This is a genomic window from Streptomyces sp. NBC_01635 (assembly GCF_045209715.1).
Taxonomy (GTDB): domain Bacteria; phylum Actinomycetota; class Actinomycetes; order Streptomycetales; family Streptomycetaceae; genus Streptomyces; species Streptomyces hirsutus.
In genome coordinates, this window is record NZ_CP109277.1 from 932,913 (window position 1) to 949,707 (window position 16,795).

Here is a 16,795-nt window from a genome sequence, read left to right on the forward strand (position 1 = left end):
GGCTCGGCACGTCCGACCGAAAGGCTCCCCATGGACCAGCAGATCGTGCAGGTGAAGATCCATCCGGCGATCGGCGTCGCCCGGGTCGGCAACAGCTCCGCAGCGCCGTTCATCGGCCCTGAATCACCGCACCAGAAGCCGCTTCCCCCCGGTTCCCGCAAGGACGCCTCCGGGGCGATCATCAAGCAGGCGGCCCGCTTCCGGGTCTACGGCTACAACCAGGCCGGCGAGGTCGTACGGGAGCTGAAGCTCGGCCAGGACGGCGTGAGCGAGATCCGCTGGTCGGTGCACCTGGCCAACAAGAAGGCCTCCTGGTACCGCTTCCACGTCCCGCTCGACATCCCCGAGGCGGCTTCGCTCACGCCGGAGCAGAGGGGAAGGCGCAACGCCGACGTGATCGGCGCCGAGCGCCGGAAACTCGTCATCGACCCCGGCATCCGCACGATCCGCGCCTCCCTGCACGACGTGGGCACCTTCGACACCGGCACGATCAAGGGCCGCAAGGTCCCGCTCGGCAGGATCTCCACCGAGTCCACCGGCCGCCTGCTCGTCGTCGGAGGCAACGGGAAGTCGGCCTCCTACGCCATCCCCGAGAAGCCGATCACCGGCGTCGCCAACAACGACACCTGGTACGACGACGTCTCCGACGGCCCCGTCACCGCACAGGTCACCATCGGCGGTCAGAGCAGGCCGGCGACACCGGCCTGGGTCGTGGTGGCCCCACCGCACTACGCACCCGGCGTGAAGACCGTCCGCACCCTCTACGACGTAGTCCAGGACGTGTTCATCGCGGAGGGAACACCGCCGGGCGACGACGTCGTCTCCTACGCCGACCACATCGAGCCCATCCTCAGCAGATTCTGCGGGCTCCAGTGGACCAACCACGGCTTCGCCACCCAGTTCGGCTGGAAGGGCCCGTACGACTTCCTCGACCCCGCGCTGCGCGCACGCTTCGCCGACCCGGGTGCCGGCAGCCGGGAACTGCGCCGCCAGATCTACGTCCAGATGCGCGACTGGGAACGGGACGGAACGTCACCGCTGCCGTGGCCCTGGCTGTACGGCGACGCGATGTCCAGCGGCAGGGGCACGTCGGTACGGCAGCACATCATGCTCTCCCCGACCCAGGACCGACTGCTCGCCCGGTGGGCCGAGGGACGCTTCCAGCCCGGCCCGCTCCACGAGCACCACGAGGACGTCGACGAGGCACCCGTCGGCGAGCAACCGGCCCTGCTCGACCGGGCCTCACTGGAGAACTGCGCCGGGGACGCCTTCCACCCCGGCTGCGAGGCCACCTGGCCCGTACGGAACAAGACCCTGTACGCCGAGCCCTTCCGCGTCCTGCACCGCGCACCGGACAACCCCGAACGCGACTACGGCGAAGTCCTCAGCGACCAGGAGGTCAAGTCCGAGGACGGCCCGCTGCACGCACAGGGCCCGGGAGACCTCACCCGCTGGATGGCCGCCCCCTGGCAGTGCGACGCCGCCAGCTGCCGCTCCGGCTACCAGTTGCTCAGCGGTCTGGGCCCGCGCTACAGCCCCTACCTGCCCACCTTCTGGCCCGCCCAGGTCCCCAACCACGTGCTGAAGCACTCCGACTTCGACATCGTCAACGACCCCGCCGCCGACCTGAAGACCAGAGAGCGCGCGTTCGAACGACGTGCCGTGTGGCTGCGCGGCCTGACCGGCTCCGACGCCATCGGACAGCGCCGTCAGATGATCGACGACTGGCCGGACTTCGGCATCGTGGAGACCCACCGGTACGAGGTCGGGGACGGCCGGTTCCCGGAGTTCATCCAGGTCGAGTCCGTTCCCGGCGAGCGACTGCGAGAGGCGCCCGACCACGCCAATCTCATCAACGTCCAGGTTCCCGAGGCGGCCGGCCCCCAGCTCGCCGCGGAAGCCGGCACCTGGGGCGGAGACCTGCCGGCCGAACAGGTCGAGGCCGCCCTGGTGACCCAGGCCATCGCCGAGGCCATGCGCGCCACCGGCCACGATGAGGCGGCCATCGCCGCCGGCTACCTGGAGAAGCTCGATCCGCTCCGCGCCTCCCAGTGACCCGCGCGACGGTGCCGTACGGCCCGCGACGCGACCACTACGACGTCATGATCGCGGGCGGCGGCCCCGCCGGCTGTGCCGCCGCTCTCACCCTGTCCAGGGCGGGCCGTACGGTGCTCCTCGCCGACTCCGCGACCGGCCCGCCCAAGACCGGTGAGACCCTTGTGCCGGCGGCGCGCCTGCTCCTGCACGACCTGCAGGTCGCCGACAGCGTCCTGACCTCGGGACATCTACCGTGCCACGGCAACCACTCCGCCTGGGGCTCCACCGCCCTGCATACCGCCGACTTCATTCGCGATCCCTACGGCCACGGCTGGCACCTGGACCGCCCGCTGTTCGACCGCACCCTGCGCGCCGCAGCCCGCGCGGCGGGAGCGGACCTGGCCGAACACACCGCCGTACGCCGTCCCGTGCGTCTTCGCGACGGCACCTGGCGGCTCATCCTGCGCGTCGCCCACGCCGGACCGCGTGCCGTGACCTGCCGCTGGATCGTCGACGCAACCGGCCGACGCGCCGCGATCGCCGTTACGGCCGGTGCCCGCAGACACGTCGAGGACCGCCTGACCGCCTATCACCTCACCCTCGACGCCCTGCCCGGTGCCACCGACGGCCACTCCCTGGTCGAATCCGCCCCCGACGGCTGGTGGTACACCGCCCTGCTGCCCTCCCGCCGCCGCCTCGTCTCCTACTTCACCGACCCCGACCTGTTCACCCCCGCGGACTTCCGCCGCGGCCTCCTCGCCACCCGGTACGTGGCGCCCGCCGCCCACCCTCACGGGCTCGACAGCCTGAGCCCTCCCCGTCGCGCCCCCGCCCACAGCGCCCACCTGGACCACCTCCACGGCGACGGCTGGATCGCGGCGGGGGACGCCGCCGTCGCCTTCGACCCCCTGTCCTCCCAGGGCGTCCTCACCGCCCTCTACACCGGACTCTGCGCGGGCCAGGCGATCGACGCCCGCCTGTGGGGTGCCCCAGGCGCCCTCGACGCCTACACAGCCAGGATCAGCACCGCCCGAGTCGCCTACCGTCACGCCCACCGGGCGGCCCACGCCCAAGAAACCCGCTGGCTCGACCACCCTTTCTGGTCGCGGAGACAAGGAAAGACAGGAAGGCAAGGGGGTGAGGTTCCCCCGAGACACGGGGAGTGGTGACAGCAGGTCAGATGGAACTCGGCTGAGAGGAGTCCTGACGACGCCTACCCCGAGGAAGGACCCGCTGGAGTTGCGTGAACGTGCGGTGCGGATGTACGGCGCCGCGGAGCCGAAGCCCGTGATCCGCCGCCTGGCCGAGGAGTTCGGTGTTCATCACGAGGTCCTGCGCGGCTGGATTCGTCAGGCCGATGCCGACACCGACGAACGCGACGTCCTGCTGACCAGCGACGAGCGCGCGGAGCTGTCTGCGTTACGCAAGGAGAACGCACGGCTCAAGCGAGCGAACGAGGTTCTGCGGACAGCCTCGGTTTTTCGCGGCACAGCCCGGCCCGACCCGACCCGGACCGGGCGGCGGCGCTCTTCGACGAGCACCCGTGGCTTCGTTGATCTCCATGTGGACACTCTGCGTGTCCAGCACCGCTAGGGCCGGGTCCTCTCATCGGCGGGAGCGCTCACGGACCCGGCAGCGCAGGAGTTCATGGATGACATGGTCGGTCCCGTCGTCCCGCCGGGCGGCGAAGTGGTGGTACGTCGCGCTCTTCCGGGGAAGAGCGTGCGGGAGACAGGCCCACTGGCAGCCGGTCCGCCCCTGAGGGAGGATCGCGTTCACGATCTCCCGCATCGCGTAGGCGCCCTGATGGCCACTGACCGAACGGCGCCGGTCCTTCCACGCGATGATCACCGGCTCGATCAACGACCGCTGCTCGTCCGACAAGTCACTCGGACACGGCTTGCGTTCACCGCCCCGCCACCCCGGTGGACCGCAGGCGGCGGACCAGAGGATTCCGTCCACACCCACCCCCTCAGGCGACCGCACAACCACTCGAAGAGTCACCAACCTCCCTCTCGCGGCTTGACAGGAAGCATGAGAAATCACTGCATCGGGGAATCGGGCGGGGGAAGCTGGATGGTGCGCTCCCGATCGACGGATTCGACGCCGTCCACCGCTTCCAAGGCCGGTATCCGGTCCTCCATGACGGTGCCGGAGAGCGTGCCGAGGATCGACTGCTCGCCCGTGACCGTCAGCCCGGCCCGCCGCAGGGCCTCGACGACTTCCGCGAACCGGTCGGGGTCGACCGCGAGGATGACCCCGACCGGCGCGGATGGGGACGACTCGCTCACGGGGCCTGGAGCAGACCCGCGCCGACGTCCCTGAGGGGCTGCGTCAGCGGGAACGCACCGGACTTCAGACCGGCCATGAGATCAGCCGCGGAAGCGTTGGGATTCGCCTGGGCGAGCAGGGCGAGGACACCCGCCACGTGCGGCGTGGCCATGCTGGTGCCGCTTTGGTGCTTGTACCCGCCGCCGGGAGCAGCCGAGTACACCTGCCAGCCGGGCGCGGCGATGTTGATCTCGCCGCCCTGGCCATTGATGCCGGCGTTGGAGAAGAACGTCGGCGCGATCGCCTTGTCGAGCGCGGCCACCGCGAGGATGGAGGGGCAGTTGGCCGGCCGGCTGACGGGCCAGATGTCCTGGGGCCGGTGGCTGTCGTTGCCCGCGGCGGCGACGATCACCGTCCCGCGCTCGAGCGTGCGCCTGGCCAGGATCTCGTACGTCTGCGGGAAGAGCTCACCCGGCCGAACCCGTGCGCCGAGCGACATGGAGATCACCCGCGCGCCGTGGGCGACGGCCCAGGCCATGCCCGCCAGGATCTGGCCGTCGGTGCCGCTGCCCGCGTTGCTGAGCACCTTCGCCGCGAGGATCTGGGCCTCGGGGGCCACGCCGTAGCGGGGGCCCTGCCCAGGGCCGGCCGGGCCGGCGGCGGTGCCGATGCAGTGCGTGCCGTGGCCGTGGCCGTCCTCCACGGTTTCGCCGGGCACGAAGGATTCCGTCGCCTCGATGCGGCCGGCGAAGTCCGGGTGGTCGGTGTCCACGCCGGTGTCCAGGACGGCGATCTTCACACCGCGTCCGGTCAGGCTGGACAGGTCGGCCCGGATCGCCTGCAGGCCCCAGGTCCATGTGTCCTCGATCCAGGACGGGCCCTGGCCGGCGGCTATCTCCGCCCTGGTGTGGCGGGCGACCACGTCCTCGTCGCTGCGGAAGGCCGGGAAGAACTCGGTCGGCGCCTGCTGCGGAGCGGTGATCGGCAACGCGTAGACCATGCGCTCCGGCTCCGCCGCGATGATCGAGGGCTCCGCCTCGGCCGTGGTCACCAGCGCGTGGCGCTGCTCGGGCCGCACCTCGACGACAGCGGCGTTGAGATCCTCGAAGAGCACCGAGACGTCGGGGCGCTCAAGGAGTTCGGCGACGTTCGCGGCCTCGGTGCCTCGGACGCGTTCGACGGACGCGATGTCGGCGGAGGAACGCAGTGCGTTCAGTCCGCTCTCCTGGTTGCTCGGGTCGAGCAGGACCACGTACCGGCCGGTGTACTCCGTACTCTGGTCCGTGACGGAGCCGTTGGGCCGAAAGGGCTGCTCGCCGAAGGCGCGCCTGTCCATGGGGCCGTTCGCCATTGAATTTCCTGCTTTCTGTGGGCTTCCCCCCGGTTCGTGGACGCGCGCCGAGGCACGGAGTGCCGAGGGTGGTGGGGCGCGGTGCAGCCGTGTACCGACGCGTGATGCCGTCGCCTGTAATGCAGACCCTTGCCAGGCCGTCGGCATTGCCCCCTTCGAACACCGTCGCACCGGGTACGGAGGCCCGCAACACAGCGCCGTCGGTCGTGAGCCCCTTCCCTCCTCGGTCTGAGATGGCCAGATGTACGCAGAGGATGGCCTGGACGAGGCCCGTGATGCGGGTGGTTGAACACCGCCCCATGCTCGGCACCCGAGGGCGAAGGCCGGCCGCGGGTCGCCAGGCCCTGCTCACGCTCGCCCGACTCGCAGCCGGGTTCGTCGTCGGAACCACCACCGTCTACCGCCATGTCGCCGAAGCCGTCGCCCTCCTGGTCGCCCTCGCCCCCGCCTCGGCCGATGCGAGGGAGGCGGCAGCCGCTGCCGCTGGGGAATCCAGTGGGGTGCCGGAACTACCGTCGGCGTAGCGGGAATGGCCTGCGGGAGAAGAGCGAGGTCATCAGGTTGGGGCACCGCGGTGGCCAGTGGTTCATATGACCACGAGAATGCCCAAAAGGTGGTGTTTTAGGTTTTATAACCAATACGCCTATGGGAGGGATGGTCATGTACAACGAGCGCAGCCAAGTGCGGCGGGCGACCGCGTGGCGGCAGCCGACCGGCGGCGGCACGCTCGAGGGTGACCGCCAGGCCGCTGAGGAGGTCGTCCTGGGAGCGGCTGGGGCGGAGCATGACTTGGTCGACGAGGGGTGCGGCAGCGATCCCTCCACGCTGAGGGCCGGGCACCTGTACCGCAGGGTCAGCGGCAGGGATGACCGGGCGCAACCGGTGAGCGAGGAGGAACTCGCCGGCTTGAGCGACCCGATGGCCGCCGAGTTCTTCCATAAGAACCGGTTCCCGGTGACAGTGCAGGAGCTGTTGTCCGGACTGCCGGAGGCGGCCGCCGCCTCTCGGCGGGTGTACCTGGTCAGTGAGGCCGGGCAGATCGCGCCGGACACCTCTCCCGGACTGCACCGTGACATGCGCTTCGCCATCACCGTGGCCGTGCGAGCCGGCCAGGCGGACCTGCTGATCAGTACGCAGGCCGGCGGCGACCAGGTCACGGCGTTCCTCCAGGTCGCGGCCTGGGACCCTGGTGCGAAGGTCTTCAATTTCTATATGCGCATCGGCCCGACCTGGGTATGGGCGGGCAACTCCTGGGACGCCTTGGAGCCGGACTCCCGTGGCAAGGGCTGTTTCGACAGCCATGTCAACGGAAGCGCCGTGATGAAGGAGCTCAGGATCCCCTGGATCAACTGGCAGTCCGAGAGGGCCACGGTCCGGCTGGCCGACGACGACCCGCTGCGCCGTGATCCTCTCTACCAGCAGGTCACGGGCGCCCAGAAGCTGGAGTTGACCGTCAGGTCGCTGGTCACCAGATGGACTGCCGCGCGACTCGCCGAGGTCACCGCGAACGGCGTCGTCGAACACCCCGACCGCCTGCTCCGCCACCTGTTCACGACCACCACCGTCAACCTCGCCGGCACGGACAGGCAAAGCAGCATCGTCACCCCGGAGTCAACCGACCTGGTGCTCCCGATGGGGTTCTGGCTCAATCAGGATGTCCTCCTGGACGACCTCGGCCTGGCGACGCAGGCCGCACCGCCCACGGCACCCGCCGCCCGGTACTGCGCAAGCCTGGCCCGGTTCGGCTTCCGGCTGGAAGAGCGGGCCGAGGACGGCGGTATCGCCTTCCGTCGGCCCGGCGACACCTTCTTCGCCTTCGTGGTGCCCGAGGCCGCTCACGAGGACAACGAAGTGGTACGGCAGATGATCCGCCATGGGCTGCTCTCGGCGAAGTTCGCCGCCTGCGTGCTGATGGTCGACTTCCCCAATCCGGTCTTCAGCCCGCCTCGCGCGCATCTCATGCGGTATGCACCCACCGCGGCGACCAAGCTCTCGGCCCTGTGCGACCAGACGGCCCTGGCCATCACGGATGCCGCGCGTACCCTGCCCGCCGACAGCCCCGAGGGCCTCTTCGCCGCGCACTGGCAGGTGCCCGACGACGCGTGGCAGGCGGTGTTCGGACAGCGCGTGGACGCTTACGTGCGCAAGGCCGCAGCGCGGGCCCGCACCGAAGACGGTTTCGACGACTACGTCCGCCTCGCCGAATCCCGCCGTCGGCAGTTCCGGGCCATGAAGCTGAACGAGTTCCAGCTGACCCTGCCGGTCACCGATATCCCCGCTGACGCGCCGCCGCTGGCGATGCGTGAGGACGCCACCGCCGTCCCCCTGCCCTGAATCACCGCCCATGCGCTCGGCCACCACACCGTCCGCTTCGCACGGAAGGAACGGACCATGACGAAACTCGAGGCCTACGGGCCTCCAGGCAACCTCGACGACTTCGACGGGTTCGGCCGCAAGGCATGGAACGCCTTCATCTCGAACACGGTGGACACGGCCGTCAAGGGGCCCGATCCCAACGAGGTGCTGCACGACAGCCCAAGGCCTCAGTTCTACAACCTGACCAGCACGGACACCGCCGGGGACGCCATCCGGGCCGCCATCAGCTGGACCGCGTTCCCCCGCATCATCAAGATCACCTCAAGTTCCGACGTCCAACGGTGGGAACGCGCCGACGCCAGCCGTGACGTCCAGGACGAGTACTGCGAATGGAGCGTCGTACGCGACAACACGAACACGATCACGCAGGTCACGTTCACCTGTGAAGGCCCTGAGTACTGGGAAGTGCTCGCGGAGACCAACCCACAGAAGGTCATCGAGCTCTACCGTCACCACATCAGTCCTGACGTCCGGCCAGAGGATCTGTTCTCCCCCACCGGCCGATACCAGCCACGCAATAAGTGGAACGACTCCACGAGCCACGGCGCCATGCACCTCGTCCAGCGCAACAACACCCTCGGCGCCGAGATCGAACTGGCTGCCGCGGCCACCATCCGGCGCGTCGTCAACGGCACGGAGCTCACCACCGAGCAGGAGCTCATCGCCTGTGGCAAGTACGGAGCCCCCGAGCGCAACAGCGATCCGCACATCGGTGCCGGCGTCAACGCCCTGGCCCGCCAAAGAGCCGACATCACCCTCGCCGACCCGGTCGGCCTGTACTTCGACGACCTGTCCACCGATGGCTGGGAGACGCCCGACGGGTCCGACCCCAAGAGCTACTGGACCTATCTCAGGGGCGACACGGAACACCGCGTCCGAGCCGCCTACCGGGTGCCACCGGAAAAGGGCTTCAGCGTCGGAGACATCACCATCGCCGGCAGGCCCATCCGATTCGGTTCTCAGATCGCAGACTTCATCACCATCAAGCTCACCGGAATCGCCTGCCGTCTCGGCAGGAGCACAGCCGAGCCACAGACCTCCTGCGTAGAATTCCTCCCGGCCGACATGCCCGAGGAGGCGTTCACCGCAGAAGCCTTCTCCGCCTACGGCAACTTTCTCGACCCGAGGCCCGCCGTCTCCAGCCGATCCTCCCGCGTCGCCTGAACCGCATCGGCGGGTGCCTCTTCGGTGGCCAGAGGGGTCTGCAAAGCATCCGCCCCTCTACCGTAATCGGTGGTAGAGGGTTTCTGAAAAGCTGTCAGTAGGCTGATCCGGCCAGGCGCCGCACCAGAAGCACGGCCATGGCGAGGCATACGGCATCCTCCGAGCGGACGCGCAGGTACTCATAGTCTTTTGACAGGCGGCGGCATCGTCCCCGCCAGGCGAACGTCCGCTCCACCACCCAACGGCGCGGCACCACTGCAAACGGGGCACTGCCGGCGGTTGAGTCCCCACCCGAGCCCAAGTCGAGCGGAATCCACCGTCGCGGCGCTGCACGATCTCCACGCCAACCCTGGTCGGGGGGCAAGTGACATCTCGACGAGGTTCTCATCAAGATCAACGGCGAGCGGCCCTACCTGTGGCGGGCGGCGGACCAGCACGGGAACGTGCTGGACGTCCTCGTCCGGCCCAAGCGCGACACCCGCGCCGCCGTGGGGTTCTTCCGTCGGCTCTTGAAGGACATGGAGTACGCGCCGCGTGTGGTGGTCGCCGACAAGCTCCGCTCCTGTGGCGCGGCCCGCCGCCAGGTCATGCCGGTGGTGGAGCACCGCACCCCGAAGTACCCGGACGACCGGGCCGAGATGACCGTCCGCTGCGCCATCCGGGACCAGATCAACGGCGCCGCCGGCTGGTCCACCACGGCCTGACCCCAGGCCCGGAGCGCAAGTCCGCCACGCCCCGACGGCGCCATCAGGCACTCACACACCCCACAACGTGACAGCGCCCCTTCGAAGCCGAACGCCGGGACGGGCTCCGCCCTCCCCGTCACGTCAGCCACTCACTCACCGTCATGGGGAACCCCGGAGGCTGGTCCGAACGCCGCTATGCGGAAGCCAGCACCTCCCCGGCCGTGACCTGGGGAGGGTTGGGGAGCAGTGACGCAAGGTTGTCCCGCACGAAGTCGGCCGCCTTCGAGACCGATTCCTCGGCACCGGCCTGGTCCTGGAAGACACTGGTCGAGACCATCACTCCGTCCCCGGCGTCGACCCAGTAGTAGGCCACGAAGCCGGAGACCTGGCGCATGAGCGGCACGAAGCCCTCGTTCACGAGGCGTCCCGCCGCGGCCGGATCGGTCACCCCTTCATACCGCCGGATTGCTACGTACATCGCCGAGCTCCTCACGGGGGTTCTGGGTTCTTCCTCTGCTGAGACGTTGTACCCCTGCGACAGCTGCCCGGCTCATGAGGCGTCCGGAAATCACCTGAAGGGCCGCTTCAGGTGATCCGAACGGCGGCTTCCGGCCCGGACACACGGCCCTGCACACGTCTGCCACGGTCGTGCCGTCCCCACAAAGCGGCCGCACTCATGGAAGTGGGGGCTCAGTAGTGCTCGCCGAAAAACGACGCTGACGACTGAGCCGCAGGTCAGCACGCGGGTTCCATCGCAGGTGTGTGCTCGTCGTGTTCGCGCAGCATCCGCATGACGGTGACGGGGGGCGGGTGCTGTCCCTTCTTCTTGCCCGTGGTGACGACGAGTCGGGCGGCGATGTCGCGCAGGCTCCTCCCCTGGTCACGTAGGGAGAGACCCCCGCGCCCGGGGCCGCTCCGGCTGCCCGGTGCTCCGCGGCGGTCGTACGATGTGTCGGCTGTGAACGACAGATCGGGCCGACCGGCCGGCTGACGGATCGCCGCCCCCTTCCGACGTGGAGTCGCTCATGACCACAGCGCGGGACCTGATGATCGTCGCCATCGACACACCGTCCACTCCTCCCGTGGAGCGGGGCGACCTGTCGCTCGCTCTCGCGGGAGCGGAGCTGATCGACCTCGTCGGCGCCGAGGCCCTCGCCCTGGACGGCCACCACATCCTGCCGGGCCTGCCACCCCCCATCGATGACCGTCTGCTGCGTGAGGCCGTGTCCTCGCTCGTCCGGCAGGCGCCCTACGAATCCGTCGAGGACTGGCTGTGGCGCCGGGGCCGCGGCCTGGCAGCCGCGTATCTCGCCGCCCTGGAGGCGGAGGCGCTGGTCACCCGGCCACACGCCCGCCGGGTGCTCCGGGACGGGCCGCCGACCGTGGCCGACTCGGCGGCCCGTCGACGGGCGGCGGATCGCTGGACGTCGCGTGAACCGGTTCTGGCCGGCCTCGCGGCCGCCGCGGGCATCGGGGAACAGCCCGCCGACGACCAGATCGACGAACTCTCCGACGACCAGGTCGTCACCGTACTGGCCGCGGTCAACGATGCCGTCATGGAGTTGGAGGCCGTACGGCAGCGCAGAGCGATCGAAGATGCGGCCTTCGACAACCTCTGGCGAGGCGTGTGACGCCTTCTCGTCGGAGCCGACCGTGGAGCCTGCCGCTGGAGGAGGACTCACTCCTGCTCACTGACCAGGAACGGTCGTTCCGGTTGTGGTTGTCGACGTCGCGCGTCCCGCCGTCGAACACGGAGGTGCGGATCACGCCTTGGCCGATACCGCTCACCATGAGGCCGGGAAGCATGCCCACGAGATACGAGTGGTCGTGCACCGAAACGGCGGGCATCACGAGGCGGCCGCTCCGATGGCGTAGGCCGGCGGCACCGTGCGCTGTACAGCCGAGGAAGTCGAGCAGACGGCCGGCGATCATGTTGCCGAGCGTGATGCACACCGCCGGCGGCAGGAAGGCGATGCCCGCGGCCGGCGGCTCGAACCCAAGCCCTTCCTGGAGCAGGAGTGTGACCAAGTAGAACTCGGCTCCCCCCACGCTCGCCATGTACAGCGCCGGGGCGCCGCAGCCGACCAGGAGCGTGCGAGTACCCCGCAGCGGGGATACGGCGGTGCTGCCCAGCGCGAGCGGATCGGTCCAGCCGACATCCGCGGCGCCCTCGTACGAGCGACCGAAGGGCGGGAAACACGAGGCCGACGGCACGTCACCCGCCCACACGGGGGTGTCCTACCGGTCGGCGACTATTCGGTGGATCTGTTCTCCTCGAGCTCCTACAGTGACCGGACCCGACATCGTCACGAAAAGCGGATCATGCGTGTGCCCTACCCCCGTACGCCTCATCTCCCGTGGTCGCCGGGGGCGGCGTCGGACGACATACGAGCCGGTGATCTGTCCGGGCTGCGCGGCCGCGAGGTCGTGGTCACCGAGAAACTCGACGGGGAGAACACCACCCTCTATGCCGACGGGCTGCACGCCCGGTCGCTGGATTCTGCGCACCATCCCTCGCGGGCGTGGGTGAAGAGCCTGCAGGGACGGATCGGCGCGGAGATCCCGCACGGCTGGCGGGTGTGCGGCGAGAACCTCTTCGCGCGGCACTCGATCGCATACGGAGACCTGGAGAGTTGGTTCTACGGGTTCTCGGTCTGGGACGGTGGCGACCGCTGCCTGGACTGGGACCGGACGGTCCGGTTCCTGCGGCGGCTGGGAGTTCCGGTGCCGCAAGTGCTGTGGCGGGGCGTCTTCGACGAGCGTGCGCTGCGCGCGCTGCGGTTGGACACCGTGCGCCAGGAGGGCTACGTCGTACGCGCCGCCGAGGGGTTCGGCCGGCAGGAGTTCGGGCAGCGGGTGGCCAAGTGGGTGCGCGAAAGACACGTTCGAACCGATACGCACTGGATGCACACCGCTGTCGTGGAGAACGCGCTGGGCCCGAACGCCGCGCTGTGGGCGGTGCGTTCGGGGGCGGCCGCCGACGTGCCGTCCCTGTCGGCCGCGCTGGGCGTCGCCCCTGAGGATCCGGCCGCCGCCGAGGCCGCCGTCGCCGATGTGTCCGCGAGACTGGATGTGCTGGGCCGGTCCGGGGACGCACGGCTGGAGGGTGTCCTGGCCGCGATGCTCCACAGCACGCGCCGGGCGTGGCTCGGACCCCGCCTCGCGGGGCCGCTGGGCATGCCGGGCGCCCGCCGCGTCGCAGATCTGGTCGGGCTGTCCTCGAGGCTTCAGCGCCCGTACCCGGACGGCGACCGCCGGACCGGGCTGGCACGCTTCGCTCTCGCCGCCGACCTGGGGGTGCTTCACGCGGTCGCAGGGGCGGTCGCGCACACCGCCGAGGCTCGCGAACAGGTCGAATGGTCCGCGTTGCACGCCGAGGAGGCCGGGCTGCTCGGCGCATCGCCGCTGAAGCCGCTGCGGGCCGGGCTGCGGGACGCACTCGCCGGTCTCGGCTCCACTGCCGCCGACCGGTGCTGGGCGGAGGCGCGGGATGCGTTCACCCAAGGGCGGATCTCCACCGTCGACGAGGCGGTGGCGGCGAGCTGGCGGTGGCGTTCCGGGGCGTTTCCCCGGCTGATCCATCTCGTCGGGCCGTCGGGCAGCGGGAAGAGCACCTTCGCCGGGAGTCTCCCCTGGACCCACTCGCGCATCTCCCTCGACGATCTACGCCGGGCCCGGGGTTCCCGGGCCGACCAGCGGGCCAACGGGGAGGTCCTGCGGGAGGGGCTGGGCCGGCTCGACTCGGCGCTGGCCGGCGGCGGGACCGTGGTGTGGGACGCCACGTCCCTCAACCAGCACCAACGTTCCCTGGTGCACGGGGTGGCACGGCGCCGCGACGCCCTGGTCACTCACGTGGTCGCGCTGGTCGACGAGGAAGAGTTGGCACGGCGCAACAAAAAGCGTGCCCACCCGGTGCCGCCCGAGGTGCTCGCCTCGCAACTGCACCGGTACGCCCCGCCCTACCCGGGCGAGGCCCACCGCACCTGGTACCTCGGAGCGGGCGGAACCGTCGACGACACCGCAGGAGCGTTGGACGGCATCATGGACAAAGGAGAGACGTGATGCGTACGAGCGACGAGATCTATCACCGGGTCCGCTGGGACCCGAGGTTCGATCCGGCCCGGTTCGTGCTGGGCATCACCCAGCGCGGTGCCGCCCCCGAGCGGGTCCCGCTGCCCTCGTTCGTACCCGGCGGCGACATCCCGTGGCACCGGGTGCTGTTCGTCGAGGCGGACGGCGAGCTGCTCTGGGACCGCACCACCGGTGTGGACCGCATCGACACGTCGGACGCCGGCCGGGTGCGGAACCCGCGCCTGCTGCGAGCGCCCTTCTTCACCGCCGGGACGCCCCACGCATGGGAACCGGCAGAGGGCTGGCGACCCGCGGACGGCGCACCCCGGACGACCGTGCCGAGCCCGGGAAGTCTGCGCGTACTCACCTGGAACACGCTGTGGGACCGGTACGACAGCGACCGCCTCGACACCACCCGGCGCCGCCCCCTGCTGCTCGCAGCCCTGGAGGACGCCGACGCGGACGTCATCGCGCTCCAGGAGGTAGAGGCCGGTCTGCTCGCCCTGCTGCTGCGGGCACCCTGGGTCCGCACCGGTTACACCCTGGGCACCGACCCGGGAGGGAAGGACATCGAGGACAGCGGGCTGCTGCTGCTCAGCCGGCTGCCCGTGCGGGAGGCGGGGCGGCACGGACTCGGACCGCACAAGGCCGTCACCGCCATCACCGTGGAGACCGGCTCCGGTCCACTCGTGGTGGCCACGACCCACCTGAGCAGCGACCACTCCCACAACGGCCCGGCCCGACGGCAGGCTGAACTGGGCCGGCTCGCCGAGGGACTCGGCGGCGTGGACGGCGATCTGATCCTGGTCGGTGACTTCAACGACGGCGGCGACGGACCGGCCACCGCGCTCGGGCTGCGGGACGCCTGGACGGAGGTCCACGGGCCCGGCGACCGGACGCCCACGTTCGACCCGGGCGTCAATCCGCTGGCCGCGGTGTCCTCGCTGTCCGGCCGGGCCTCCCGGCTGGACCGGATCTTTCTGCGCGCGGGACGGATGCGGGCGACCGGGGCGTTCCTGCGGGGCGACTCGCCCACGACGGACGGGCTCTACGTCTCGGACCACTACGGCGTGGAGGCGGACCTTCAGCTGAGCGGTACGCAGTCCACGGACGTCCTCGACGCCCGGCCGACGGCCCGCACCGCGCTGGCGTGGGCCCCTCCCCAGGAGCTGTGGCCGATCCTCCAGGGCATCCGCCGGGAGCACGATCCGCAGTTCCACCGCTGGCCGCCGCACGTCAATCTGCTCTTCGGTTTCGTGCCGGAGTCCGACTTCGAGCAAGCCGCCCCACTGCTGGCCGAAGCGGCCGCCGGCACGGCGGCCTTCACCGCCCGGCTGGACGGGGTGCACACCTTCGGGCACCGGGACGATGCCACCGTCTGGCTCGATCCGGCGGCGGCCGGCGAAGCACCGTGGGCAGGACTGCGCCGCGCTCTGGAGGAGCGCTTTCCGCGCTGCCGCGGGCGCGCCGAGGGCTTCACCCCCCATCTCACCCTGGGCCGGACGAAGGATCCGCAGCGCCTCGCCGCCGCATGCGCCGCCCGGCTCGACGGCATGCCGGCACGGGTCGAAGAGCTGGTCCTGCTCTCCCGCCGGGGCGACGAACCGATGCGGCCACGCGCCACGATCGCTCTCGGAACGGGCGACGTACGGTGGCTGCCCGAAACCCCCGAACCCGCTGCCACCGAGCCGGCCGCGGAGAGCGAGGCCCAGGCCGCCCTGGCGCGCAGGACGGCGCAGCGCATCTCCGCGGCGCTGGGTGACGGAGTCGTCCACGTCGTCGGATCACGGCGTATGGGCTGCGCCCTGGCCGGAGCGGACCTGGACCTGGTCGCGGCACTGCCGGGCAGCGCCGACCCGGCCGGCGTCCGGGCACGGGTGACCGCCGCGCTGCCGGACGCCACCCGGGTGCGGCAGGTGACCGGCGCCCGGGTGCCGGGCCTGCGGCTGCGCACCGGTGGTCTGGACGTCGACCTGGTCATCGTCGCCACCGGAACGCTCGATCCCGGCGAAGCAGTGGCCCGCCGCGCCGAGTTGGACGAGGGGGCGGCGATCGCCCTGAGCGCGGTGAGCGACGCGGACGCGGTACGGGCCGCGGTAGGCGACCGCCACACCGCTTTCACCCGGCTCGCCAGGCAGGTGAAAGCGTGGGCCGGGGCGCGCGGTCTCGACTCGGCCCCCTTCGGTGGACTGCCGGGCCTGGCCTGGTCGGTGCTGGCGGCCCGTACGACATGCGAGGCCACGGACCCGGCCGATCCGGACCTGCTCCGCCACTTCTTCGGCACCTGGGCCGCCTGGGACTGGCGGGACCCGGTCGGCCTCACCTCCACCGGAACGGGACCGCACACGCCCGTGGCACTCATGACGCCCACCGATCCCGTCCGCAACTGCACCGGACAGGTCGGCGCCTGCTTCCGGGACCTGCTGACCGATGAGCTCTACCGCGCCTGGACCGTCCTGGAAACGGCAGCGGATGCGGGCACGGACCCCTGGCCCGAGCTGTTGTCGCCGCCCTCCCTGCACCGGCGGCACGCGGCCTGGGCGATCCTGACCGTACGCCCGGGCCCTGCCGAGGATTTCGAGGAGACTCTGGGGCGCGTCCGGGGACGTCTGCGAGCGCTGCTCACCGCTCTGGAGAACGCCGGAGCGGCGGAGGCGTACGCCTGGCCCCGCCCGTTCGAGACCGGGCCGGCGTTCGCACGGTACGCAATCGGCCTCGGCCGTACCCCGCCCGACGCTGCCCGGCTCGCGGAAATCTCCGAGGAGTGGGGCGGAGACCTGCGCGGGGTCGAGGTCACGTGGGCGGAGTGCGGCACCGTACCGACCCTGCGCTGACCGGA

10 protein-coding genes and 5 pseudogenes are annotated in these 16,795 nt (G+C 70.7%); 10 read left to right on the plus strand and 5 right to left on the minus strand.

What is annotated here, in order from left to right; genetic code table 11:
* The first annotated feature begins 30 nt into the window (after positions 1 to 30).
* The 3 genes and pseudogenes from OHB56_RS04620 to OHB56_RS04630 all read left to right on the plus strand — a co-directional run.
* Positions 31 to 2,055 (plus strand): LodA/GoxA family CTQ-dependent oxidase, encoded by a 2,025-nt coding sequence (locus OHB56_RS04620; RefSeq protein ID WP_406351749.1) that lies wholly within the window; start codon positions 31 to 33, stop codon positions 2,053 to 2,055.
* Positions 2,052 to 3,206 carry an NAD(P)/FAD-dependent oxidoreductase gene (locus OHB56_RS04625; protein WP_406351751.1) on the plus strand — a complete coding sequence of 385 codons (1,155 nt, stop codon included), beginning with the start codon at positions 2,052 to 2,054 and terminating at the stop codon, positions 3,204 to 3,206. Before OHB56_RS04620 ends, OHB56_RS04625 begins: the two co-directional genes overlap by 4 nt.
* Positions 3,175 to 3,537: pseudogene (locus OHB56_RS04630) on the plus strand (transposase); the annotation flags it as partial. The gene OHB56_RS04625 and the pseudogene OHB56_RS04630, both read left to right, overlap by 32 nt.
* 108 nt (positions 3,538 to 3,645) lie before the next feature.
* Here the strand turns inward: OHB56_RS04630 and OHB56_RS04635 are convergent.
* The 3 genes and pseudogenes from OHB56_RS04635 to OHB56_RS04645 all read right to left on the minus strand — a co-directional run.
* Positions 3,646 to 3,990 (minus strand): annotated as a pseudogene (locus OHB56_RS04635) (transposase); the annotation flags it as partial.
* 89 nt (positions 3,991 to 4,079) lie between these two features.
* Entirely contained in the window at positions 4,080 to 4,328 is a 249-nt protein-coding gene (locus OHB56_RS04640) for a hypothetical protein (protein WP_326756401.1), read from the minus strand.
* Complete coding sequence (locus tag OHB56_RS04645) at positions 4,325 to 5,659, minus strand: S8 family serine peptidase (protein WP_326756400.1); 1,335 nt, start codon at positions 5,657 to 5,659, stop codon at positions 4,325 to 4,327. The genes OHB56_RS04640 and OHB56_RS04645 overlap by 4 nt, the downstream gene beginning before the upstream one ends.
* Before the next feature lie 233 nt (positions 5,660 to 5,892).
* Here OHB56_RS04645 and OHB56_RS04650 point away from each other — a divergent pair.
* From OHB56_RS04650 to OHB56_RS04660, 3 genes and pseudogenes are all read left to right on the plus strand, one after another.
* Positions 5,893 to 6,144 (plus strand): annotated as a pseudogene (locus OHB56_RS04650) (hypothetical protein); the annotation flags it as partial.
* A gap of 175 nt (positions 6,145 to 6,319) precedes the next feature.
* Entirely contained in the window at positions 6,320 to 7,993 is a 1,674-nt protein-coding gene (locus OHB56_RS04655; RefSeq protein ID WP_406351754.1) for a hypothetical protein, read from the plus strand.
* A gap of 57 nt (positions 7,994 to 8,050) precedes the next feature.
* Positions 8,051 to 9,199 (plus strand): hypothetical protein, encoded by a 1,149-nt coding sequence (locus OHB56_RS04660; RefSeq protein ID WP_406351756.1) that lies wholly within the window; start codon positions 8,051 to 8,053, stop codon positions 9,197 to 9,199.
* A 94-nt stretch (positions 9,200 to 9,293) separates the two neighbouring features.
* Here OHB56_RS04660 and OHB56_RS04665 read toward each other — a convergent pair.
* Positions 9,294 to 9,461, minus strand: a pseudogene (locus OHB56_RS04665) (transposase); the annotation flags it as partial.
* Positions 9,462 to 9,579: 118 nt separating this feature from the next.
* Between OHB56_RS04665 and OHB56_RS04670 the strand changes: the two are divergent.
* Positions 9,580 to 9,903 (plus strand): annotated as a pseudogene (locus OHB56_RS04670) (DDE-type integrase/transposase/recombinase); the annotation flags it as partial.
* 175 nt (positions 9,904 to 10,078) lie between these two features.
* Here the strand turns inward: OHB56_RS04670 and OHB56_RS04675 are convergent.
* Positions 10,079 to 10,363 (minus strand): hypothetical protein, encoded by a 285-nt coding sequence (locus OHB56_RS04675; protein ID WP_326756397.1) that lies wholly within the window; start codon positions 10,361 to 10,363, stop codon positions 10,079 to 10,081.
* Positions 10,364 to 10,910: 547 nt separating this feature from the next.
* Between OHB56_RS04675 and OHB56_RS04680 the strand changes: the two genes are divergently transcribed.
* The 3 genes from OHB56_RS04680 to OHB56_RS04690 all read left to right on the plus strand — a co-directional run bounded on the left by OHB56_RS04680 (position 10,911) and on the right by OHB56_RS04690 (position 16,790).
* A complete protein-coding gene (locus OHB56_RS04680) occupies positions 10,911 to 11,516 on the plus strand; it encodes a GPP34 family phosphoprotein (protein WP_406351758.1) in 606 nt (201 codons plus the stop codon).
* Between the two features lie 691 nt (positions 11,517 to 12,207).
* Positions 12,208 to 13,947, plus strand: a complete 1,740-nt coding sequence (locus OHB56_RS04685; RefSeq protein WP_406351760.1) for an RNA ligase family protein — start codon at positions 12,208 to 12,210, stop codon at positions 13,945 to 13,947.
* Positions 13,947 to 16,790 (plus strand): poly(A) polymerase, encoded by a 2,844-nt coding sequence (locus OHB56_RS04690; protein WP_406351762.1) that lies wholly within the window; start codon positions 13,947 to 13,949, stop codon positions 16,788 to 16,790. The genes OHB56_RS04685 and OHB56_RS04690 overlap by 1 nt, the downstream gene beginning before the upstream one ends.
* Positions 16,791 to 16,795 lie beyond the last annotated feature (5 nt).

Bases quoted from the DNA above. Each gene is read 5' to 3' on its own strand.
- OHB56_RS04690 (WP_406351762.1), top strand. From the start codon at position 13,947: ATGCGTACGAGCGACGAGATCTATCACCGGGTCCGCTGGGACCCGAGG.
- OHB56_RS04645 (WP_326756400.1), bottom strand. From the start codon at position 5,659: ATGGCGAACGGCCCCATGGACAGGCGCGCCTTCGGCGAGCAGCCCTTT.
- OHB56_RS04685 (WP_406351760.1), top strand. From the start codon at position 12,208: ATGCGTGTGCCCTACCCCCGTACGCCTCATCTCCCGTGGTCGCCGGGG.
- OHB56_RS04660 (WP_406351756.1), top strand. From the start codon at position 8,051: ATGACGAAACTCGAGGCCTACGGGCCTCCAGGCAACCTCGACGACTTC.
- OHB56_RS04655 (WP_406351754.1), top strand. From the start codon at position 6,320: ATGTACAACGAGCGCAGCCAAGTGCGGCGGGCGACCGCGTGGCGGCAG.
- OHB56_RS04620 (WP_406351749.1), top strand. From the start codon at position 31: ATGGACCAGCAGATCGTGCAGGTGAAGATCCATCCGGCGATCGGCGTC.
- OHB56_RS04675 (WP_326756397.1), bottom strand. From the start codon at position 10,363: ATGTACGTAGCAATCCGGCGGTATGAAGGGGTGACCGATCCGGCCGCG.
- OHB56_RS04680 (WP_406351758.1), top strand. From the start codon at position 10,911: ATGACCACAGCGCGGGACCTGATGATCGTCGCCATCGACACACCGTCC.